The organism is Escherichia sp. GZ89 (assembly GCF_019366485.1).
In the GTDB taxonomy this organism is placed as follows: domain Bacteria; phylum Pseudomonadota; class Gammaproteobacteria; order Enterobacterales; family Enterobacteriaceae; genus Escherichia; species Escherichia fergusonii.
This window is the reverse complement of record NZ_JAEOHX010000007.1, coordinates 199,043-221,551: the sequence shown is the minus strand read 5'-3', so window position 1 is coordinate 221,551 and position 22,509 is coordinate 199,043. Positions and strand designations below refer to the sequence as shown.

At 48.4% G+C, this 22,509-nt stretch carries 25 protein-coding genes; 15 read left to right on the top strand and 10 right to left on the bottom strand.

Annotated features, from left to right (window positions below; all coding sequences use genetic code 11):
* Positions 1–41: 41 nt before the first annotated feature.
* From dacA to lipA, 4 genes are all read left to right on the top strand, one after another.
* Positions 42–1,253, top strand: coding sequence for a D-alanyl-D-alanine carboxypeptidase DacA (gene dacA, locus K0335_RS13590; RefSeq protein WP_000858708.1), 1,212 nt, complete (start codon positions 42–44; stop codon positions 1,251–1,253).
* Positions 1,254–1,358: 105 nt separating this feature from the next.
* Complete coding sequence (gene ybeD, locus K0335_RS13585; protein ID WP_000850550.1) at positions 1,359–1,622, top strand: DUF493 family protein YbeD; 264 nt, start codon at positions 1,359–1,361, stop codon at positions 1,620–1,622.
* A gap of 100 nt (positions 1,623–1,722) precedes the next feature.
* A complete protein-coding gene (gene lipB, locus K0335_RS13580) occupies positions 1,723–2,373 on the top strand; it encodes a lipoyl(octanoyl) transferase LipB (protein WP_104919348.1) in 651 nt (216 codons plus the stop codon).
* 178 nt (positions 2,374–2,551) lie between these two features.
* A complete protein-coding gene (lipA, locus tag K0335_RS13575; RefSeq protein WP_000042647.1) occupies positions 2,552–3,517 on the top strand; it encodes a lipoyl synthase in 966 nt (321 codons plus the stop codon).
* Between the two features lie 113 nt (positions 3,518–3,630).
* Here lipA and tatE read toward each other — a convergent pair whose 3' ends face one another.
* On the bottom strand, positions 3,631–3,834 hold the full coding sequence (gene tatE, locus K0335_RS13570) for a twin-arginine translocase subunit TatE (protein ID WP_000503935.1): 204 nt from the start codon (positions 3,832–3,834) through the stop codon (positions 3,631–3,633).
* 128 nt (positions 3,835–3,962) lie between these two features.
* Positions 3,963–4,751: a deaminated glutathione amidase gene (locus K0335_RS13565; RefSeq protein ID WP_000959103.1), complete on the bottom strand. Its 789-nt coding sequence runs from the start codon at positions 4,749–4,751 to the stop codon at positions 3,963–3,965.
* A gap of 91 nt (positions 4,752–4,842) precedes the next feature.
* Here K0335_RS13565 and crcB point away from each other — a divergent pair, with 91 nt between their 5' ends.
* Positions 4,843–5,226, top strand: a complete 384-nt coding sequence (gene crcB, locus K0335_RS13560; protein ID WP_000939755.1) for a fluoride efflux transporter CrcB — start codon at positions 4,843–4,845, stop codon at positions 5,224–5,226.
* A 54-nt stretch (positions 5,227–5,280) separates the two neighbouring features.
* Here the strand turns inward: crcB and cspE are convergent, their stop codons facing one another.
* Positions 5,281–5,490, bottom strand: a complete 210-nt coding sequence (gene cspE / locus K0335_RS13555; protein WP_000034825.1) for a transcription antiterminator/RNA stability regulator CspE — start codon at positions 5,488–5,490, stop codon at positions 5,281–5,283.
* A 185-nt stretch (positions 5,491–5,675) separates the two neighbouring features.
* The gene (gene pagP / locus K0335_RS13550; RefSeq protein WP_104919346.1) at positions 5,676–6,260 is read right to left on the bottom strand and encodes a lipid IV(A) palmitoyltransferase PagP; all 585 of its coding nucleotides are present in this window, start codon (positions 6,258–6,260) and stop codon (positions 5,676–5,678) included.
* A gap of 439 nt (positions 6,261–6,699) precedes the next feature.
* On the opposite strand from pagP, the gene dcuC reads away from it, so the two are divergent.
* The 5 genes from dcuC (at position 6,700) to uspG (ending at position 10,507) form a co-directional block, all read left to right on the top strand.
* A complete protein-coding gene (dcuC, locus tag K0335_RS13545) occupies positions 6,700–8,070 on the top strand; it encodes an anaerobic C4-dicarboxylate transporter DcuC (protein WP_000955044.1) in 1,371 nt (456 codons plus the stop codon).
* A 234-nt stretch (positions 8,071–8,304) separates the two neighbouring features.
* Positions 8,305–9,111: a ribonuclease I gene (gene rna, locus K0335_RS13540; protein WP_046083560.1), complete on the top strand. Its 807-nt coding sequence runs from the start codon at positions 8,305–8,307 to the stop codon at positions 9,109–9,111.
* A gap of 198 nt (positions 9,112–9,309) precedes the next feature.
* Positions 9,310–9,720, top strand: coding sequence for a nucleoside diphosphate kinase regulator (rnk, locus tag K0335_RS13535; RefSeq protein WP_000089743.1), 411 nt, complete (start codon positions 9,310–9,312; stop codon positions 9,718–9,720).
* 144 nt (positions 9,721–9,864) lie between these two features.
* Positions 9,865–9,954 (top strand): small membrane protein YldA, encoded by a 90-nt coding sequence (gene yldA, locus K0335_RS22630; RefSeq protein ID WP_000504924.1) that lies wholly within the window; start codon positions 9,865–9,867, stop codon positions 9,952–9,954.
* 124 nt (positions 9,955–10,078) lie between these two features.
* Complete coding sequence (gene uspG / locus K0335_RS13530) at positions 10,079–10,507, top strand: universal stress protein UspG (protein WP_002431415.1); 429 nt, start codon at positions 10,079–10,081, stop codon at positions 10,505–10,507.
* A 121-nt stretch (positions 10,508–10,628) separates the two neighbouring features.
* Here uspG and ahpF read toward each other — a convergent pair whose 3' ends face one another.
* Together ahpF and ahpC are read right to left on the bottom strand one after the other, a co-directional pair.
* Entirely contained in the window at positions 10,629–12,194 is a 1,566-nt protein-coding gene (ahpF, locus tag K0335_RS13525) for an alkyl hydroperoxide reductase subunit F (protein ID WP_002431414.1), read from the bottom strand.
* A 170-nt stretch (positions 12,195–12,364) separates the two neighbouring features.
* Positions 12,365–12,928 carry an alkyl hydroperoxide reductase subunit C gene (gene ahpC, locus K0335_RS13520; protein WP_000052799.1) on the bottom strand — a complete coding sequence of 188 codons (564 nt, stop codon included), beginning with the start codon at positions 12,926–12,928 and terminating at the stop codon, positions 12,365–12,367.
* Positions 12,929–13,300: 372 nt separating this feature from the next.
* On the opposite strand from ahpC, the gene dsbG reads away from it, so the two are divergent.
* From dsbG to K0335_RS13500, 4 genes are all read left to right on the top strand, one after another.
* Positions 13,301–14,047: a thiol:disulfide interchange protein DsbG gene (dsbG, locus tag K0335_RS13515; protein WP_024256501.1), complete on the top strand. Its 747-nt coding sequence runs from the start codon at positions 13,301–13,303 to the stop codon at positions 14,045–14,047.
* 199 nt (positions 14,048–14,246) lie between these two features.
* A complete protein-coding gene (locus K0335_RS13510; protein WP_002431412.1) occupies positions 14,247–15,185 on the top strand; it encodes a LysR family transcriptional regulator in 939 nt (312 codons plus the stop codon).
* Positions 15,186–15,292: 107 nt separating this feature from the next.
* A complete protein-coding gene (locus tag K0335_RS13505) occupies positions 15,293–16,504 on the top strand; it encodes a phosphoadenosine phosphosulfate reductase (protein WP_219393865.1) in 1,212 nt (403 codons plus the stop codon).
* Positions 16,489–17,118: a ParB/RepB/Spo0J family partition protein gene (locus K0335_RS13500; protein WP_077626270.1), complete on the top strand. Its 630-nt coding sequence runs from the start codon at positions 16,489–16,491 to the stop codon at positions 17,116–17,118. The genes K0335_RS13505 and K0335_RS13500 overlap by 16 nt, the downstream gene beginning before the upstream one ends.
* On the opposite strand, the gene ybdL is transcribed toward K0335_RS13500, so the two are convergent.
* Complete coding sequence (gene ybdL / locus K0335_RS13495) at positions 17,119–18,279, bottom strand: methionine-oxo-acid transaminase (protein ID WP_046076550.1); 1,161 nt, start codon at positions 18,277–18,279, stop codon at positions 17,119–17,121. It lies immediately after the preceding gene.
* Positions 18,280–18,387: 108 nt separating this feature from the next.
* Between ybdL and hcxA the strand changes: the two genes are divergently transcribed.
* Positions 18,388–19,476 carry a hydroxycarboxylate dehydrogenase HcxA gene (gene hcxA, locus K0335_RS13490; protein ID WP_104919343.1) on the top strand — a complete coding sequence of 363 codons (1,089 nt, stop codon included), beginning with the start codon at positions 18,388–18,390 and terminating at the stop codon, positions 19,474–19,476.
* A 9-nt stretch (positions 19,477–19,485) separates the two neighbouring features.
* On the opposite strand, the gene K0335_RS13485 is transcribed toward hcxA, so the two are convergent.
* The 3 genes from K0335_RS13485 to entH form a co-directional block, all read right to left on the bottom strand.
* On the bottom strand, positions 19,486–19,683 hold the full coding sequence (locus K0335_RS13485) for a YbdD/YjiX family protein (RefSeq protein WP_000460431.1): 198 nt from the start codon (positions 19,681–19,683) through the stop codon (positions 19,486–19,488).
* A 126-nt stretch (positions 19,684–19,809) separates the two neighbouring features.
* Positions 19,810–21,915 (bottom strand): pyruvate/proton symporter CstA, encoded by a 2,106-nt coding sequence (cstA, locus tag K0335_RS13480; RefSeq protein ID WP_104919342.1) that lies wholly within the window; start codon positions 21,913–21,915, stop codon positions 19,810–19,812.
* Positions 21,916–22,095: 180 nt separating this feature from the next.
* Positions 22,096–22,509, bottom strand: a complete 414-nt coding sequence (gene entH, locus K0335_RS13475; protein WP_000637946.1) for a proofreading thioesterase EntH — start codon at positions 22,507–22,509, stop codon at positions 22,096–22,098.

Sequence of the window (22,509 nt, the reverse complement as noted above, 5' to 3'; positions counted from 1 at the left end):
CACTTTTTATTAATTCCACCACGGATGTCGTAGTTCTGACCATGAAGACCACTTTCTCCGCTCGTTTTATGCAGCGCCTCGCGCTCACCACCGCGCTGTGTACAGCCGCTATTTCCGGCGCGCACGCTGATGACCTGAATATCAAAACAATGATCCCAGGCGCACCACAAATCGATGCCGAAGCCTGGATCCTGATCGACTATAACTCTGGCAAAGTTCTGGCAGAACAGAACGCCGATACACGCCGCGATCCCGCCAGTCTGACTAAAATGATGACCAGCTATGTCATCGGTCAGGCAATGAAAGCCGGTAAGTTTAAAGAAACTGACCTGGTGACTATCGGCAATGATGCCTGGGCAACGGGTAACCCGGTATTTAAAGGTTCTTCATTGATGTTCCTGAAGCCTGGAATGCAAGTGCCTGTGTCGCAATTAATCCGCGGTATTAACCTACAATCAGGTAACGATGCCTGTGTGGCAATGGCAGACTACGCGGCGGGCAGTCAGGATGCGTTCGTTGGCTTGATGAACAGTTATGTGAACGCTCTGGGGCTGAAAAATACCCACTTCGAAACCGTACACGGCCTCGATGCTGAAGGTCAGTACAGTTCAGCACGTGATATGGCGCTGATCGGTCAGGCATTAATTCGTGATGTTCCCAACGAATACGCAATTTATAAAGAAAAAGAGTTCACCTTTAACGGTATTCGCCAGTTGAACCGTAACGGCCTGCTGTGGGATAACAGCCTGAATGTGGATGGTATCAAGACAGGCCACACGAATCAGGCCGGATATAACCTTGTAGCATCCGCAACCGAAGGTCAGATGCGCTTAATCTCTGCGGTAATGGGCGGTCGTACATTTAAAGGCCGTGAGGCAGAAAGCAAAAAGTTGCTGACATGGGGCTTTCGTTTCTTTGAAACAGTTAACCCGCTCAAAGTCGGCAAAGAGTTTGCGTCTGAACCGGTATGGTTTGGCGATAATGATCGCGCATCATTAGGTGTTGATAAAGATGTGTATTTGACTATCCCTCGTGGCCGTCTGAAAGACCTGAAAGCCAGTTATGTGTTGAATACGCCAGAGTTGCACGCACCATTGCAGAAAAACCAGGTTGTCGGCACCATCAACTTCCAGCTTGACGGTAAAACAATCGAACAACGTCCGCTGGTTGTTCTGCAGGAAATCCCGGAAGGTAACTTTTTCGGCAAGATCATTGATTACATTAAGTTAATGTTCCATCACTGGTTTGGTTAAAAATCGAACACTTGAAAGTGTGATTTCCGCCCCCATATACTAAGCATCAGTAAAACTCCCGCTCAGGCGGGAGTTGCTATTTAATTACGTTACGCCGGAGCTGACATGAAAACCAAACTTAACGAACTGCTTGAATTCCCTACTCCTTTTACCTACAAAGTAATGGGGCAGGCGTTACCTGAGCTGGTTGATCAGGTGGTTGAAGTGGTACAGCGCCATGCGCCAGGTGACTATACCCCAACGGTAAAACCAAGCAGCAAAGGCAACTACCACTCGGTATCTATCACCATCAACGCCACTCATATCGAGCAGGTTGAAACACTGTATGAAGAGCTGGGCAAAATCGATATTGTCCGCATGGTTCTGTAATTCGCATCTCCGTTACCCGGCCCCTGGTCGGGTAACTCCCCTCTCCTCGCTGTGATATACTTTTTCCCCTCTTTTACTCATTCTCCACGGAGATGCCGTTTTGTATCAGGATAAAATTCTCGTCCGCCAGCTCGGCCTACAGCCCTATGAGCCGGTTTCCCAGGCAATGCATGAATTCACCGATACCCGCGATGAAAACACACCTGACGAAATTTGGCTGGTTGAGCATTACCCTGTTTTTACTCAGGGTCAGGCCGGAAAAGCAGAGCATGTGTTAATGCCGGGCGATATTCCAGTGATTCAAAGCGATCGGGGTGGCCAGGTAACCTACCATGGCCCTGGACAGCAGGTGATGTATGTGCTGCTTAACCTGAAACGTCGCAAACTGGGCGTGCGTGAACTGGTGACTTTACTTGAGCAAACTGTGGTTAATACTCTTGCAGAACTTGGAATTGACGCTCACCCACGTGCTGATGCTCCGGGCGTCTATGTAGGAGAAAAGAAAATTTGTTCGTTGGGATTACGGATTCGCCGCGGCTGCTCATTTCACGGGTTAGCATTAAACGTCAATATGGACCTCGAGCCTTTCCAGCGGATTAATCCATGTGGCTATGCCGGCATGGAGATGGCAAAAGTTGCGCAATGGCAAAGTGAGGCGACCACCGATACGATTTCCCCACGCTTGTTGGCAAACATTTTAGCGTTGCTGAATAATCCATCTTACGAGTACGTTACTTTTTCTCAACAGTAAGCACTGCTGAAATGGCACAAAACAACAACTATTTTACATTTTAGCGACCAGTCAGGCTGCTTTAAAGGCAGTTTCAATGATATACTGCCAGTCGTTAATTCAAAATTAGTTGATAATTACAACAATCGTTTGAATTAAAACGTTTTCCCTCGATATTCGCAACTGGAACACGCACGCTATGAGTAAACCCATTGTGATGGAACGCGGTGTTAAATACCGCGATGCCGATAAGATGGCCCTTATCCCGGTTAAAAACGTGGTAACAGAGCGCGAAGCCCTGCTACGTAAGCCGGAATGGATGAAAATCAAACTTCCAGCGGACTCCACCCGTATCCAGGGCATCAAAGCCGCAATGCGCAAAAATGGCCTGCATTCTGTCTGCGAGGAAGCTTCCTGCCCCAACCTGGCGGAATGTTTCAATCACGGAACAGCAACATTTATGATCCTCGGTGCGATTTGTACGCGCCGCTGCCCTTTCTGCGACGTAGCACATGGTCGCCCGGTTGCTCCTGATGCCAATGAACCTGTGAAACTGGCACAAACCATCGCAGATATGGCTCTACGCTATGTCGTGATTACTTCCGTGGATCGTGATGATCTGCGTGACGGCGGTGCGCAACACTTTGCCGATTGCATTACTGCTATCCGCGAAAAAAGCCCATCAATTAAAATTGAAACGCTGGTGCCTGACTTCCGTGGTCGCATGGATCGTGCGCTGGATATCCTCACCGCAACACCACCAGACGTATTCAACCATAACCTGGAGAACGTACCACGTATCTACCGCCAGGTTCGTCCAGGGGCTGACTATAACTGGTCACTGAAGCTGCTGGAGCGCTTTAAAGAAGCACATCCTGAGATCCCAACCAAGTCTGGCTTGATGGTAGGTCTGGGTGAAACGAATGAAGAAATCATTGAAGTGATGCGTGACCTGCGTCGGCATGGTGTAACCATGTTGACTCTGGGGCAATATTTACAGCCAAGCCGTCATCACTTGCCGGTTCAGCGTTACGTTAGCCCGGACGAATTTGAAGAGATGAAAGCTGAAGCACTGGCGATGGGCTTCACCCATGCTGCTTGTGGGCCTTTTGTGCGATCTTCTTACCATGCAGATTTGCAGGCTAAAGGTATTGAAGTGAAGTAATTCTGATCAGGTTACCGCCTAACAATTACTTACATTTAGTGATCAAAAAAACCCGCATTTCATCGCGGGTTTTTTATTTGCAGATTTATTAAGGGAGCTTCCTGCTCAACCTTTTACTCTTTATGAGTTAATTTTTCTGCCGGAAGATCGCCGTTTGCGTCTTTCTTCGCACCCGCGTCTTCATCATTCATCGCTTTCTTGAAACCTTTAATGGCAGCACCGAGGTCACCGCCCAGTGTGCGTAGCTTCTTCGTACCAAACAACAGGACGACCAGTGCTGCAACAACCAGCAACTTGGTAATACTAATCTCACCCATAGATACCTTCTTCACTTAAACCAGGCGACAAATCACGCCTATAAACCCTGAGAATATTAACGGTCATTCGACGCGCGCACACAATAGCAATCTGTAACAAGGTGAATCAAGCATTGTTTAAAAAAACATCACAACAATTGCGGTGGCGCAAATCGGCGGTTGGCTAAAACGGGCAATTGTGCCCTGACCTGGCGAACGCGCTCAGCGGATATATCAGCAATAATCAATGCAGGTATTTCTGCTGCGGCTGCAAGCGTAACGCCAAAAGGATCAATAATACGGCTTTGCCCAATATTGCGTGTTCCACACTCCCCCGCAGCGACCATGTAACAGGTAGTATCCAGCGCCCGTGCCGCCAGCAGTGTGGACCAGTGATGTTCTTTCAGCGCACCACGCACCCAGGCTGCCGGCAGGACCAATATTTCTGCTCCTTGCAACGCATGGGCCAACGCCAGTTCAGGAAAGCGTAAATCGTAGCACGTCATCAGCCCAACCTTCATCCCGTCAACATCCAGTAATGGTGGTAGTGATTTTCCTGCATCAACATTGCGTGATTCCTGGATGGCAAAAGCATCATAGAGATGCAACTTGGCATACCGGGCAATAATTTTTCCTCTTTGCAGCGCGACCAGCATATTGAACGCCCTGCCAGGAACTGAAGGCACATGTATCGCCAGCACAGTAGTCATCGTGTTACGTTTGCTCTCGCGTAGTAACCGTGCAAGAAAATCCCCTTCAACAGGTTGAGCGGACTTCACCGCCAAATCTGGATCAAGATCATCCCGAGCCAACAACGCCTCCGGCAAAACTAGCAGAGAGACATCGCTTTCGGCGGCCTGCTCCATCAACGATACACATGTTTCTGCGTTCCTTTCCCATACGGGTGAAACGGCAAACTGCCCTGCGGCAACCAGCATAATCCCTCCTGCCTGATTTATCAGACTCGCCAAAGATGAATAAACGGCGTTAAACTCATCAGTTATACAAATCAAATAGCAGGATTTTGCAGTGTTACAACTTCTTTTAGCAGTTTTTATTGGCGGTGGAACAGGTAGCGTGGCGAGATGGATGTTGAGTATGCGCTTTAACCCCCTGCATCAGGCAATTCCATTAGGAACACTGGCGGCAAATTTACTTGGCGCATTCATCATCGGAATGGGCTTTGCCTGGTTCAGTCGCATGACAAATATCGATCCAGTTTGGAAGGTGCTGATCACTACGGGTTTTTGCGGTGGCCTGACAACATTCTCTACATTTTCTGCAGAGGTCGTGTTTTTGTTGCAGGAAGGGCGCTTTGGTTGGGCGATGTTAAATGTGCTGGTCAATCTGCTGGGATCGTTTGCCATGACCGCCCTGGCATTCTGGATTTTTTCTGCATCGACCGCGAATTAAAGACAAAAAAAAACCCGCTTCAGAAGCGGGTTTTGAAATCTTGCTGACGTTCGCTTACAGCGCGATTACGTTTGCAGCGGAAGGGCCTTTGGCACCGTTAGTGATTTCGAACTCTACGCGCTGACCTTCAGCCAGAGTTTTAAAACCATTAGTCTGGATTGCAGAGAAGTGTACGAACACGTCTTTGCTGCCATCTTCCGGAGTAATGAAACCGAATCCTTTGGATTCATTAAACCACTTAACGTTACCTTTAATCTTAGACATCAAAATTACCTTTACATGAAAAATAGACACAAATGCTGTGTCGGTTACCAGTACACCAATTGTGGTACGGTTTGTCCAGTCTAACTTTACTAAAAAGTGATAAATGTCGCGTTATTTTTCAGTAAAATCAGTTTATTTATTGTTTTTTAAGACTTTTTTATCTTATTCATGTCGTATATCGGACTTCAGAACTGAAAACGCATCCACGCAAAGTACACATTACCGTTGTTGTAGGTTCCGGGAATATACGTCATCTGAAAAGTGGCAGGGCCATAGCCTATTGACGCCAAAGGTAACAACACAGGGAGTGGAATGTAGTTCCAGTTATCCCGCATCGTCACACCTGCGGTAAAGCCCAATCCAACATGGACATTGTCATCTGAAAACGGACGCCATGTGCTTTCCCAGCCATAACCGCCAATAGGTTCCCATTCATTCCATGAATCTTTAAAGACCATCATGTACAAGCCATGCCAGTTACCTTTTTCGTCCCAACGCGATTGTCCATAGCCACCACCCCAAGGACGTTCGTTATAACGATCCGTTTTTTCTTTATCGTAAGCAAAACGTGCATGCCAGGTGATCGCTGGAATGTATAAATCGTAATGTTCAGGTTGTTGCCAGGTTTCCGCTACGTTGTTACCTAACGTTTGCCACCAGCCAGAATGACTTCCGGCAATAACTTGATGAACAAGAGATAATTGTGTTGCAATTACAATTATCAGATAAGTCAGATATTTTTTTGCAATTATCAAGATCGTTATTACCATGAATAAGCTCAGGAATTAATTTGTAATAATCACCCTGAACAAAGTGTTCAAATAAAACAGCAAATACCAATAAGAATATTCAACTTTTATATTATGATGGATATAACAGGATATTTCTGCTGATACCACCTGGAAAAGCATATCTTTTTCCTGGTCACTTCTCCAGCTAAGAATACTCTCACCCGCCACTATTTACGTGCAATAAAACAAAAAACCATCATTTTCATATCAATTAAGCAACAAAGACGAAGAACATTAAATCCGCCATTAAGAATATTTAATTGACTTAGGCAGCACATAAAACCTCAAATGAAAACACATCTAATTTTCTGAAAATTGATTTTAATCAGCAAGCTCCTGTCGTTTATTAGGCATATTCCCCTTTCAATTAAGATTTTTTACTTTTCAAATTTTTGGTGACTTGAACACAGGGGAAACAATGTTAACTTTTATCGAACTCCTGATTGGGGTAATCGTTATAGTGGGTGTTGCCCGCTACATTATTAAGGGGTATTCCGCCACTGGCGTACTCTTTGTCGGCGGTCTGGCGTTATTGATTATTAGCGCTTTGATGGGCCACAAAGTACTGCCGTCCAGCGCCACCAGTACTGGTTACTCAGCGACTGATATCGTTGAATATATTAAGATATTACTGATGAGTCGTGGCGGCGACCTTGGCATGATGATTATGATGTTGTGCGGATTTGCTGCGTACATGACTCATATTGGTGCCAATGATATGGTTGTAAAGCTGGCTTCCAAACCATTGCAGTATATTAACTCGCCTTATTTGCTGATGATTGCAGCTTATTTTGTCGCTTGCCTGATGTCTCTTGCGGTTTCCTCTGCGACAGGGCTTGGTGTGTTGTTAATGGCGACCTTATTCCCGGTAATGGTTAACGTTGGTATCAGTCGTGGTGCGGCGGCCGCTATATGTGCCTCTCCTGCGGCAATCATTCTTTCTCCAACTTCTGGCGATGTGGTTCTGGCAGCAGAAGCCGCAGAAATGCCATTAATTGATTTTGCCTTTAAAACAACGCTGCCCATTTCTATAGCGGCAATCATTGGTATGGCGATTGCCCACTTTTTCTGGCAGCGCTATCTCGATAAGAAAGAACATATCTCCCATGAGATGCTGGACGTCAACGAAATCACCACTACGGCTCCGGCGTTTTACGCCATTCTGCCGTTTACCCCGATCATCGGTGTTCTGATTTTTGACGGCAAATGGGGGCCACAGCTGCACATCATTACCATTCTGGTTATTTGTATGTTGTTAGCTGCCGTACTGGAATTTGTTCGTGGTTTTGATACCCAGAAAGTCTTCTCCGGGCTGGAAGTGGCATATCGCGGCATGGCAGATGCGTTTGCCAGTGTAGTAATGTTGTTGGTTGCTGCCGGGGTTTTTGCTCAAGGGTTGAGCACAATCGGCTTTATCCAGAGCTTGATTTCCATTGCCACCTCATTTGGCTCGGCAAGCATTATTCTGATGCTGGTTCTGGTAATTTTAACCATGCTGGCAGCGATGACCACCGGATCGGGTAATGCGCCGTTCTATGCTTTTGTTGAGATGATCCCCAAACTGGCCCATTCATCAGGAATCAATCCGGCTTATTTATCGATTCCTATGCTACAGGCATCCAACCTGGGACGTACCATCTCACCGGTTTCTGGCGTGGTTGTTGCAGTGGCAGGGATGGCAAAAATCTCCCCCTTCGAAGTAGTAAAACGCACTTCTGTACCGGTACTGGTGGGGTTATTGATTGTGATAATCGCCACTGAGATCCTGGTTCCTGGAGCTGCAGCCTAAAAATGCGTCGCCGGAGGCCTCTCCGGCGCGCTCCTTCTTAACCATGGTAAATACGCTGCGGTCCATGAATGAAAAAATGATTAGCCATACTGGCTGGTCGATTCTGAGGATGTTGAACTGATTTTCTGACCACTGTTGAATAAAGTATCAGGCTCGCCGGGTAAACACGCCCGACGAGCTTTTTTATGGTTACAATAGATAATATTCAGCATTTGTATATGTTTCGGATTGATCATGAAATTACTCAGATATTCCTGCACATTATTGGCTATCTCACTGCTTCCCTTCACCTCTGCTCGTGCTGACGAACTACAGCCTAAGCAGTATGCTGATTTCGATCGCTATGTTCTGGCACTCTCCTGGCAAACAGGCTTTTGTCAAAGCCAGCATGACCGTGGGCGCAAAGAACCTGTCGAATGTCGTTTGCAAAAAGAAACCGAAGATAAATCCGCTTTCCTGACTGTTCACGGGCTTTGGCCTGGCTTGCCAAAATCAGTATCGGCACGCGGAGTTGATGAGCGACGCTGGATGCGCTATGGCTGTGCCACTCGCCCTATTCCAAATTTTCCTGAAGTACGTGCCAGCCGGAAGTGTTCCTCTCCTGAAACCGGATTATCTCTGGAAACAGCAGCCAGACTTAGCGAAGTGATGCCCGGAGCAGGCGGGCGTTCATGCCTGGAACGCTATGAATACGCCAAACATGGGGCCTGTTTTGGCTTCGATCCGGATGCTTACTTCGAGACTATGGTACGCCTGAATAAAGAATTCAAAAGCAGTGCTGTTGGCGAGTTCCTTGTTGAAAATTACGGTAAAACCGTTTCGCGCAGTGATTTTGACGCTGCTATTGCCAAAAGCTGGGGAAGTGAAAACGTCAAAGCGATAAAATTAAGCTGTCAGGGCAAACCGGCTTATCTGACAGAGATTCAAATCTCCCTGCGCGCCAACCAAATCAACGCCCCATTATCTGCCAGTTCCCTCCAACCGCAGCCACACCCGGGGAATTGCGGTAATCAATTTATCATTGATAAAGTGGGTTATTGACGTGTTGGCAGGGGATTCCAACAAAGCATTCACCTTATGGATGTATGGGATTTGCCTTAATGTGACCTGAATCACTTCAAAGAGTGTTAAACTCTCAGTATCATCATACGAGTTAAACCCTCGCCGCCTGACGGTGAGGGTTTTCTTTTGGGTGTATTTACCTGCGGCATTCGCAGCACTGATGACATGGAGTAACAAATGTCCAGACCAACAATTATCATTAACGACCTTGATGCAGAACGCATCGATATGCTGCTGGAACAACCTGCATACGCTGGCCTGCCCATTGCCGATGCGTTAAATGCGGAACTTGACCGCGCACAGATGTGCTCGCCTGAAACCATGCCAAATGATGTGGTGACCATGAATAGTCGGGTTAAATTCCGTAATCTGAGCGATGGCGAAGTCCGTGTGCGCACGCTGGTTTATCCGGCCAAAATGACTGACAGCAACACACAACTTTCCGTAATGGCTCCTGTGGGAGCAGCCCTCCTGGGACTCCGTGTTGGTGACACCATCCACTGGGAACTGCCGGGCGGCACCTCCACGCACCTTGAAGTGCTGGAACTGGAATACCAGCCAGAAGCTGCTGGCGACTACCTGCTTTAATTCCATTCTGTACAAGCGCCAGCGCGCTTTGCCCAGAGGATGCATCTGCATCCTCTTTGCGGTCAAATATCAACCATATTTATCATTCTTGTCTGCTTTACAGCGCACTACTCTGTACAAAGTCATTGATGAGCGGAAGCAGCCATGGGTGAAGTGCTGGGTATTACTGCTTTTTTTATTTTAGTTGCAGCGATCATCGTTGCGGCAGTGTTATACCTTGAGCAACACTGGTAGTAATGGGCTGAACACATCTCCTCCGTTTATACATCACAAAGATTAAAATCCATCATACAAATGATAGATTCAAAACCAATAATATGGTGTTATGTATTCATGCAATAACAAGGAGAGAATGCTTATGTACAAAACAATCATTATGCCAGTTGATGTTTTTGAAATGGAGTTAAGTGACAAAGCTGTACGTCACGCTGAATTTCTCGCCCAGGATGACGGCGTAATTCATTTACTTCATGTATTACCGGGCGCTGCAAGCCTTAGTCTGCACCGTTTTGCTGCTGATGTGCGACGTTTTGAAGAGCATCTGCAACATGAAGCTGAAGAACGTCTGCAAACGATGGTAAGCCACTTCACCATCGATCCTTCCCGCATTAAACAACATGTCCGTTTTGGTAGCGTGCGAGATGAAGTCAACGAGTTAGCGAAAGAACTCGATGCAGATGTAGTGGTTATCGGTTCGCGTAATCCATCAATTTCAACCCATCTGTTAGGTTCTAACGCCTCCAGTGTGATCCGTCACGCTAATCTGCCTGTACTGGTCGTTCGCTAATAGACAAAAATATTTATACCGCCCTGCCCGGAGCCATCCCGGCAGGGCTTTTTATTGCAATAAAAAAGCCGCCAGGTTTGACCCCGGCGGCTAAGCAATTGCAGGTGAATCTTACTTCTTCTTATGCAGTTTTGGTGCGAATCAGGTAGTCAAATGCACTCAGAGAGGCTTTGGCACCTTCGCCAGTGGCGATGATGATCTGCTTGTACGGAACCGTCGTACAGTCACCCGCTGCGAACACGCCTTTGACGTTGGTTTCGCATTTCGCATCAATGATTATCTCGCCCATGCGGTTACGTTCGACTGCGCCTTCCAGCCAGTTGGTGTTCGGCAGCAGACCAATCTGAACGAAAATACCGGCCAGTTCGATGCTGTGAATATCGCCGCTGACACGATCACGATATTCCAGACCTACGACTTTGCTACCGTCGCCTTTCACTTCCGTGGTTTGCGCATTCAGAATAATGTCGACATTTTTCAGGCTGCGCAGTTTGTCCTGCAGAACCTGGTCTGCTTTCATTTCTGGCGCAAATTCCAGCAGAGTTACGTGTTCAACGATACCCGCCAGGTCGATTGCCGCTTCGACACCAGAGTTACCACCGCCGATAACCGCTACGCGTTTGCCTTTAAACAGCGGGCCGTCGCAGTGCGGGCAGTAGGTCACGCCTTTGGTGCGATACTGATCTTCGCCCGGAACATTCATGTTGCGCCATTTTGCACCGGTCGCCACGATAATGCTGCGTGCTTTCAGTACCGCGCCAGAAGCTGTTTCAATCTGATGCAGGCCACCTTCAACCGCTGCCGGAATCAGTTTGCTGGCGCTCTGGCTGTCGATCACATCAACGTCGTATTCATCAACGTGAACTTTCAGCGCACCTGCCAGCTTCTGCCCTTCGGTCTTCGGTACAGAAATGTAGTTTTCGATATCAACGGTATCGAGGATCTGACCACCAAAACGTTCGCCCATCAGACCGGTACGGATGCCTTTACGTGCGGAGTAAATTGCTGCCGCTGCACCCGCCGGGCCGGAACCAACGATTAATACGTCATAAGCATCACGCTTGTTCAGCTCTTCTGCCGCACGTTTTTCCGCGCCAGTATCAATTTTGGCGACGATTTCGGAAATAGTCATGCGGCCCTGACCAAACTCTTTCCCATTTACGAACACTGCCGGAACGCCCATCACGTTGCGATCGGTGATTTCGTTCTGGAAGGTGCCGCCGTCAATTGCCGTATGCTTAATACGCGGATTCAGTACGCTCATCAGGTTCAGCGCCTGCACTACGTCCGGGCAGTTGTGGCAAGAGAGCGAGTAATAGGTTTCGAATTCAAAATCACCGTCAATATGGCGAATCTGCTCCAGCAGAGACTGCGCTTCTTTCGACGGATGACCACCGGTCCACAACAACGCCAGTACCAGCGAGGTGAACTCGTGGCCCAGCGGGGAACCTGCAAAACGTGGCCCCTGGTTGGAACCTGGGTTAGTGATCAGGAAAGACGGCTTACGCACCGGCAAGCTGTTATCTTCTTTAAAGGTGACTTTGTCTGACAGTTCTGCGATTTCAGCCAACAGTTCCTTGATTTCTGCCGATTTAGCGCTGTCATCCAGCGTGGCAATTAACTCAACAGGCTTGGTCAATTTCTCAAGGTAAGCCTTGAGTTGAGTTTTCATATTTGTGTCGAGCATGTTTATCTCCTGGGCTTTAAACATCATCATGCAAGCGGCCTCTGCGACAACCTGGATGCAGCTTGCATCATGGTGCGGGGAAGAAAATCGGGTGCCGCAGCACCCGATTAATTAGGTGAATTTCCGAAGTATTTCGCGCCGGAGTTGGTAGCGCGAAAGACAAAGGAAATTTAGATTTTACCAACCAGGTCCAGAGACGGAGCCAGAGTTGCTTCACCTTCTTTCCATTTAGCCGGGCAAACTTCACCTGGGTGAGAAGCCACGTACTGTGCTGCTTTGATTTTACGCAGCAGGTCAGACGCGTCACGGCCAATGCCTTCAGCGGTAACTTCGATAGCCTGGATGATACCCTGCGGGTCAACAACGAAGGTTGCGCGGTCAGCCAGACCTTCTTCTTCACGCATGTTTTCGAAGTTACGGGTCAGGGCGCCAGTCGGGTCGCCGATCATCGCATATTTGATTTTAGCGATAGTTTCAGAGCTGCTGTGCCATGCTTTGTGGGTGAAGTGAGTATCGGTAGATACTGCGTATACGTCTACGCCCAGTTTCTGCAGTTCTTCGTAGTGGTCAGCAACGTCACCCAGTTCGGTCGGGCATACGAAAGTAAAGTCAGCCGGGTAGAAGAAGAAGACGCTCCAGCGGCCTTCGGTATCTTTTTCGGTGATTTCGATGAATTCGCCGTTTTTGAATGCCTGGTTTTTAAAAGGTTTAATTTTGGTGTTAATCAAGGACATCTATACTTCCTCCGTGTTTTCGATGAGATGTAAGGTAACCAATTTTTGCCGATTCGGCTAATGCGTTTCCATTATCAAATCGATAAGTTTTACCTTACAACCGTCGTAAGACAACTTTGTGAACTTTGCACCGCCAGTGGCGATAAAAAGCAAAATGGGCCCCCTTTCCAGGTAACCGTGTAATCTGAACTACCCTTTGGTATCTTCAGCGCCTGCCTGCAGGCTGTGGTGTTGCCCTTGCAAATGCAACAACGACATGGATTACAACACCCTCATAAACAAAGGGCAATCACCTGATCTAAGCTCTTACCTATGACAGTGATAGGTTATGCCTTTTACTTCATTTTTGCACTGACTGAAAAGGATAAATTAATGTTAAAAAAGTCACTTTTAATGACAATGTTACCTGCCATCGCCTTCGCACAGGAGTTACCAGAAGCAGTTAAAGCAATTGAAAAACAAGGCATTACCATAATAAAACCTTTCGACGCCCCCGGCGGCATGAAAGGCTATCTGGGGAAATATCAGGATATGGGCGTCACCATCTATCTGACCCCCGATGGTAAGCATGCTATCTCCGGCTACATGTACAACGAAAAAGGTGAAAACCTGAGCAATACACTTATCGAAAAAGAAATTTATGCGCCAGCCGGACGCGAAATGTGGCAACGGATGGAACAATCGCACTGGCTCCTCGACGGTAAAAAAGACGCGCCAGTCATAGTCTACGTTTTCGCCGATCCGTTCTGTCCTTATTGCAAACAATTCTGGAAACAGACGCGCCCCTGGGTAGAGTCGGGTAAAGTACAACTAAGAACCTTACTGGTCGGCGTCATCAAACCAGAAAGTCCTGCTACAGCAGCAGCTATTCTCGCCAGTAAAGATCCCGCCAGCACCTGGAGTAAATACGAATCTTCAGAAGGTAAATTGCAACTGAATGTGACTGCTAATATTACGTCGGAGCAGATGAAAACTCTGAAAGATAATGAAAAGTTGATGGATGATCTAGGGGCCAATGTCACACCTGCAATCTATTACATGAGCAAAGACAACACTCTGCAACAAGCGGTAGGTTTGCCAGATAATAAAACGCTTAATACCATTATGGGCGAGGAATAAATATCACCGATGAGTAGCTGATTTTTTATTAACATATCAGTTACTCATACACGCATTATTTGTACATCAGTCATAGAGAACTGTGTTATTTTAGCGCCGCTGACGATATATGCTATCCATTATATAATTAACAGGAATGTATTTTTTTAATTCATAATAAATATAAATGGATGCAGGCAAATGGGAACAGGAGTTACATATGGCCAATTTGTACGATCTAAAAAAATTCGATTTAAATCTGCTGGTTATTTTTGAATGTATTTATGAAAATCTAAGTATCAGTAAAGCTGCGGAAACTCTTTATATCACGCCATCAGCAGTTAGCCAGTCACTTCAACGTTTACGACTGCAGTTTAATGATCCATTGTTTGTTCGTGCAGGCAAAGGTATATCGCCAACTATTGTCGGTATAAATTTGCATCACCACCTGGGAAAAAATTTGGATGGGCTTGAGCAAATCATCAATATTATGAATGCATCGGAGCTAAAAAATAAATTTGTTATTTACGGGCCGCAATTGATTTCAACGTTCAACGTCACCCGTTTAATTACCTGCCTGCGTGAGGAAGCATCAGTAGAGATCGAATATCATGATATTTTAACGTCAACCGAAACCGGAGAAGAGTTACTGGCTCATCGCAAAGCTGATCTGGTTGTGACAATGCTTCCTATGATCAATCGCTCCGTACTTTGCATGCCATTTCAGTCCATTAGCAATGTATTAGTTTGTCGTAATAATCATCCACGCATGAAAAATGAGTGCTCTCTTGATGATATTCTGAAAGAAGAATTTACTATGCTTATGTCTGAAGCACCTGGATTGGACGAATATCAGTCCCGCATGGATAAAATAATGGTAAATCGAAAGATTGCATTCCGCAGTCAGTCATTAACTTCTATTATTAATATTATTGCAGAAACTGATATTATTGGGATCATTCCACAAAAACTTTATGAAATATATCGTTCCATTCTGAATCTGAGAGAAATAAAGATAGATTATACTCTCCCTTTAATGCGTCTGTATATTTCGTACAATAAATCATCACTTTATAATAAAGCATTTTCAAATTTCATTACCAGGATTGCAGACGAGAAACAATCGAGCCAAAAAAGCATTCACTCGACAAATAATTAAATCACTTGAATTCATTATGTGTATATAAAAATAATAATAGAGCAATGATGAATCATCATCTCTTATAATTGACATTATTCAACCAGAATTTATGTGAGAGCATTGTGATGTCTATTCATAAAATTCCTCTTTTCATTAATGTCCTCGACGCTGCGAGGGAGCGCATTCATTGGACGCTAAAAAATTTAGATCGCGTTTGCGTATCCTTTTCCGGTGGTAAAGACTCTGGAGTGATGTTACACCTCACCGCCCAGCTTGCTCGTCAGTTGAACAAAAAAATATTCGTTTTATTTATTGATTGGGAAGCTCAATTCAATCACACCATTAATTATGTCCAGGCCATAAATGATCAATATGCTGACGTCATCGATACCATTTACTGGATCGCTTTACCGCTCACCACGCAAAATGCTCTATCACAGTACCAACCACAATGGCAGTGCTGGGAGCCCGACACAGAATGGGTTCGCCAGCCTCCTACGACAGCCATAACATCCCCTGATTACTTTCCTTTTTACCAGGAAGGTATGACTTTCGAGCACTTTGTTCGCGAATTTGCCGACTGGTTTTCACAGCAACGTCCGGCAGCAATGCTAATCGGTATACGGGCCGATGAATCCTATAACCGCTTTGTTGCAATCGCCACTGAGCACAAGAAACGTTTTGCCGACGACAAACCCTGGACGACATTAGCCCCCGGAGGTCACACCTGGTACATTTACCCGATTTATGACTGGAAAACAGCCGATATCTGGACATGGTATGCAAAAACCAAATCGCTCTGTAATCCTCTGTACAATGTAATGTACCAGGCGGGCGTTCCCTTACGCTATATGAGGATTTGTGAACCTTTTGGCCCGGAACAGAGACAAGGATTGTGGTTATGCCACGTCATTGAACCAGAGCAATGGGCAAAGATGTGCGCCCGAGTCAGTGGCGTAAAAAGCGGGGGAATTTACGCCGGACAGGACAACAAGTTTTATGGTCACCGAAAACTGCTTAAACCCGATCACCTTAGCTGGCAGGAGTATGCCCTGCTATTACTCAACAGTATGCCAGAACATACCGCAGAGCATTATCGTAATAAGATCGCCGTTTACCTGAAATGGTACAAGAAGAAAGGAATGGACGAAATTCCCCAGACCCAACAAGGTGATATCGGTGCAAAGGATATTCCATCCTGGAGGCGCATTTGTAAGGTGCTGCTTAATAACGATTACTGGTGCCGGGCACTGTCATTCAGCCCTACAAAAGCTCAACATTATCAACGCTATAGCGAACGAATTAAAGCCAAACGCAAACTCTGGGGAATATTATGAAACAGCATTTAAAACAGGAGTTAACCCATTTTCTTGCCAGTTTGCCAGAAGACGAAAGAGTAGAGGCAATCAACGAGTTTCGCCAGGCGATCCATAAAGTCAGCCCTTTCCGTGAGGAGCCGGTGGACTGCGTGCTCTGGGTAAAAAAAGAACAGCTCAAGCCAAACAATTACAACCCCAATAATGTTGCACCACCAGAGAAAAGACTGTTACAGGTCTCTATAGAGACTGACGGCTTTACCCAACCCATTGTCGTTTCGCCATCCAGCCAAAATGAGTATGAGATTGTCGATGGTTTCCACCGTCACCTGGTGGGTAAAGAGAACGGTACACTAGGTGTAAGGCTAAAAGGTTATCTGCCAGTGACCTGTCTGGATGGCAATCGCCACGAACGCATCGCCGCGACTATTCGTCATAACCGCGCTCGTGGCCGCCATCAAATCACTGCCATGTCGGAAATCGTTCGTGAACTCAGCCAATTGGGATGGGACGACAATAAAATCGGCAAAGAGCTGGGTATGGACAGCGATGAAGTGTTGCGCCTGAAACAAATTAACGGCCTGCAAGAGTTATTTGCTGACCGTCAATATTCCCGCGCCTGGACAGTAAAATAATTACAGCTGGCGCAGGCGTTCAGCTGCCGCCAGCAACGTCGATTCCTTCTTGGCAAAACAGAGACGAATGAGCTTATGGGGGAAGGGATCGGCGCAAAATACCGACAGCGGGATCGCCGCCACGCCATGCTCCCGCGTCAGCCACTGGCAAAACTCAACGTCATCCAGCGAAGAAACCGCGCTGTAATCCACCAGCAAAAAGTAAGTGCCTTCGCAGGGTAGTATCTCCAGCCGACTCTCACTTAAGGCGTTCACCAGAATATCGCGCTTCTGGCGATAAAAGTCCGGTAACGCAAGATAGTGTTCAGGTTCTGCTCGCAGCATATCGGCAAGGGCCAGCTGCGCTGGGGTATTCACCGAAAAAGTCAGATACTGATGCACTTTGCGGATCTCGGCGCTGATGGGCGCAGGCGCAACGCAATAGCCCACTTTCCAGCCGGTCATATGATAGGTCTTGCCAAACGATGACACCGCCACCGCCCGCTCACGCAGTTGCGGATGCGCCAGCACACTGGCATGGCCCTGCTGTGAAAAGTTGATATGCTCGTAAACTTCATCGCTAATGACAAAAATCTCGTGCCCGGCAATTGCCTGCCACAAAGCGGAAAAATCAGTCTGCTGCCAGACAGTAGCACTGGGGTTATGCGGGGTGTTAAGGATCACCAGTCGGGTGCGCTCGCTTAACAATGCGGCAAATTCCTGCCAGTCCACGCGAAAATGCGGTGGTTGCAGTGCAATACGTTTCACTATTCCACCCGCAAGCGTGATGGCGGGGGCGTAACTGTCATAGCTGGGATCAAAGCAAATCACTTCATCGCCATTGCGCACCAATGCAGTAATCGCTGCGTACAGCGCTTCCGTCGCCCCTGCTGTTACGGTGATATCGCTGTCGGCATCTGGTTGATAGCCATACAGACGTTCCGTTTTCTGAACAATCGCCTCGCGTAATGCCGGCACGCCGGTCATGGGTGCGTATTGGTTTGCTCCGTGGGCAACGTGGTACGCCAGCCGTTCCTGCAAATAGCGCGGACCATCAAAATCAGGAAAGCCTTGCGACAGGTTAATCGCCTGGTGTTGCTGCGCCAGTGCGCTCATCTGGGTGAAAATAGTGGTGCCAAGTTGTGGAAGTTTGCTTTGTGGAATCAGAGGGTTATTTGTCATTTTTATTGTGCCTGACAAAGTTGCGTGTTGAAGCCACTATAACACGATGCTAGTATTTGGCAATCAAGACGTTTAGATGTCTAAATAAAACAATAAGGACAACACAACATGCCTCACAATCCTATCCGCGTCGTCGTCGGCCCGGCTAACTACTTTTCACATCCCGGAAGTTTCAATCACCTGCAAGATTTTTTTACTGATGAACAGCTTTCTCGCGCAGCGTGGATCTACGGCGAACGCGCCATTGCTGCTGCGCAATGCAAACTTCCGCCAGCGTTTGAACTGCCAGGGGCAAAGCATATTTTGTTTCGCGGTCATTGCAGTGAAAGCGATGTGCAACAACTGGCGGCTGAGTCCGGTGACGATCGCAGCGTGGTGATTGGCGTCGGTGGCGGCGCACTGCTCGACACCGCGAAAGCCCTCGCCCGCCGTCTCGGTCTGCCGTTTGTTGCCGTTCCAACGATTGCCGCTACCTGCGCTGCCTGGACACCACTCTCTGTCTGGTACAACGATGCCGGACAGGCGCTACATTATGAGATTTTTGACGACTCCAATTTTATGGTGCTGGTGGAACCGGAGATAATCCTCAATGCGCCGCAAGAATATCTGCTGGCGGGAATCGGTGACACGCTGGCGAAATGGTATGAAGCGGTGGTGCTGGCCCCACAACCAGAAACGTTGCCGCTAACCGTACGGCTGGGGATTAATAATGCGCAGGCCATTCGTGACGTCTTGTTAAGCAGTAGCGAGCAGGCGCTTGCCGATCAGCAAAATCAGCAGTTAACGCAATCATTTTGCGATGTGGTCGATGCGATTATCGCCGGAGGCGGAATGGTCGGTGGTCTGGGCGATCGTTTTACGCGTGTGGCGGCGGCCCATGCCGTGCATAACGGTCTGACTGTACTGCCACAAACCGAGAAGTTTCTCCACGGCACCAAAGTCGCCTACGGAATTCTGGTGCAAAGCGCCTTGCTGGGTCAGGATGATGTGCTGGCGCAATTAACCGGGGCGTATCAGCGTTTTCATCTGCCGACTACGCTGGCGGAGCTGGAAGTGGATATCAATAATCAGGTGGAGATCGACAAAATAATTGCCCACACCCTACGTCCGGTGGAATCCATTCATTATCTGCCAGTCACGCTGACACCAGATACCTTGCGTGCAGCGTTCGAAAAAGTGGAATCGTTTAAAGTCTGACGTACAGATTTAGCAGCAGCGCGCGCCACCTTTTCCACCGTAGCGCGCGTCCTGCCGCTCCCGGAAAAACTCCTCGTAGGTCATCGGCGTCTGGTCGGGATGGTTTACTCGCATATGTTCGACATAGTTGTCGTAATCAGGCATACCAATCATTAGTTTCGCCGCCTGACCTAAATATTTTCCGGCTTTTGCCAGTGAATCAAACATCAATACCTCCGGTAATCAGGTTGCTGATAGAGTGCCGGATACGGCGTGAACGCCTTATCCGGCCTGGAATTGCTGAGAGTAAGGGGAACCCTCGGCACTATGCCAACATCCCCCCTCACTCTGACTTTAGTGCGCGCCTTTCGCCTGCGCCACGATCTCCTCGACATTTTCCGGCATTGGCTCATACGGCGTTTCTTTCGCCGTTGGCTTCGGCTCTTTCAATGCCGCCAGTGCCGTCTTAATCGAGAACAGTGCCAGAACCACCACGACCACCATAAAGAAGATGGTTAACCCGGCATCCAGACGGTTGTTGAACACCAGTTGCGCCAGTTGTGACTCAGTATACTGCGACGGAATATTGCCGCTGTCGATCATTGCCTGGAACTTGTTAGCAATCGCCAGGAAACCGACTTTCGCATCCGGGCTAAACGCTTTCTGCCAGCCTGCGGTCAGGGTACAAATCAGCAGCCAGGCCGTTGGTACCAGCGCCACCCAGGCGTAACGTTGACGTTTCATCTTGAACAACACCACGGCACAGAGCATCAGCGCCATCCCTGCCAGCATCTGGTTGGCAATGCCAAACAGCGGCCACAGAGTGTTAATACCGCCCAGCGGATCGACCACGCCCTGATGCAGAAAGTAACCCCACGCCAGCACGCACAGCGCCGTTGCCAGCAGGTTAGCAGGCAGTGAATCGGTCCGTTTCAGGCCCGGAGAAACCACGCCCAGCAGATCCTGCAACATAAAGCGCGCAGCACGCGTACCCGCATCCACCGCCGTCAGAATAAACAGTGCTTCAAACAGAATGGCGAAGTGATACCAGAACGCCACATCCATCATGCCACCCAGCGCGCCGTGCAGAATGTAGGCCATCCCCACCGCCAGGGTCGGCGCACCGCCCGCACGGGAAATGATCGACTGTTCGCCCACTTCGCTGGCAATCTGATTTAACGTATCTGGCGTAATGCTAAAGCCCCAGCTACTCACTACCTGCGCAGCAGATGCCACTACATCCGCCGTCCCCGCCGGAGCCAGCACCGCCATCGGGCTGTTCATCGCGAAGTACACACCTGGATCGATGATACAGGCGGAAACCAGCGCCATAATCGCTACGAAGGATTCCATCAACATCCCGCCGTAGCCGATAAAGCACGCCTGCCCTTCGTTCGCCAGCATCTTCGGCGTGGTGCCGGAAGAGATCAGCGCATGGAAGCCAGACACCGCGCCACAGGCGATGGTGATAAACAGGAACGGGAATAGGTTACCGGTCCATACCGGGCCAGTGCCATCGACAAATTTGGTCAGCGCAGGCATGGTCAGCGTCGGGCGCATAATCAAAATGCCTACCGCCAGACCGACGATAGTCCCGATTTTCAGGAAGGTAGAGAGGTAGTCACGCGGAGCCAGCAGCAACCACACCGGCAGAACCGCCGCCACAAAACCGTAACCCACCAGCATCCAGGTCAGCTGCACGCCGGTAAAGTCAAAGTACGGTGCCCAGGTCGGGCTTTCTGCCACCCAGCCGCCAGAGATAATGGCGAAAATAAGGAATACCAGGCCAATCACCGACACTTCCCCAATGCGGCCCGGACGCAGATAGCGCAGGTAAATCCCCATAAACAGCGCCAGCGGAATGGTGAAAGCAACGGTATACGTTCCCCACGGGCTATGAGTCAGGGCTTTCACCACGATCATCGCCAGTACTGCAAGGATAATGACCATGATCATAAAGCAGGCCACCAGCGCTATCACCCCGGCGGTTGGCCCCATCTCTTCTTTAACCAGCTCGCCCAGCGAGCGACCGTCACGGCGCGTGGAAACAAACAGCACCATGAAATCCTGCACCGCACCGGCGAGAACCACCCCGGCAAGTAGCCAGATCATCCCCGGTAGGTAGCCCATTTGCGCCGCCAGTACCGGCCCCACCAACGGGCCTGCTCCGGCAATAGCCGCAAAATGGTGACCGAACAGCACTTTCTTGTCCGTCGGCACATAGTCCAGCCCGTCGTTATGGCGCACCGCTGGCGTCATACGCGTCGGGTCAACCGCCAATACATTTTTGGCAATATAAAGACCATAAAAACGGTAAGCGATCAGATAGATACAGACCGACGCCACCACAATCCACAGCGCGTTGATCTGTTCCCCACGATTTAAAGCAATGTATCCCAGAGCAAATGCTCCCATTACAGAGACCACTGTCCAGACGAGGTATTTCCCTGATTTGTTCATAGTTGTTATCCGTGTGCGTGTCCATAGAGATGTTACATTTTGTTTCTATAACATCTTTGTGCAATTTAACAACACAGCAACTATGTAAATCGGAGTTGAAACCAATATTTAACTTAACAATGTTAACTTGATCACTTCGTTAACTGAGTTTTCCTGCAATCTCATTTAATTCTGTCGGGTTCATCCCAAAACTGCCGTACCCAGCCGGCAAGTGCAGCAACGCCGCCCCTGCTCATCGAAAACAACGATTTCCCAGCTCTGATTTTGCCGCCCAAGATGCAGCGGCTGGCAGATGCCGCGTACCTTTCCCTCAGACACCGGGCGATGATGTGTGGCGTTAAGCTCCGTGCCCACCACGCACTGTCCGTCGCGAGTCATCATAAATCCGGCCATCGATCCCAGGGTTTCCGCCAGCGCCGCCGACGCGCCGCCATGCAGCAGGCCAAACGGCTGATGAGTACGGGTATCAACCGGCATTTCGGCTTCCAGCACATCATCGCCCAGACGGGTATAAACAATTCCCAGATGCGCCACCATTGTGTTATCGCTGGTGGCGTTCAGTTCGTCGAGCGTTAAATGGCGTTTCCAGATCAT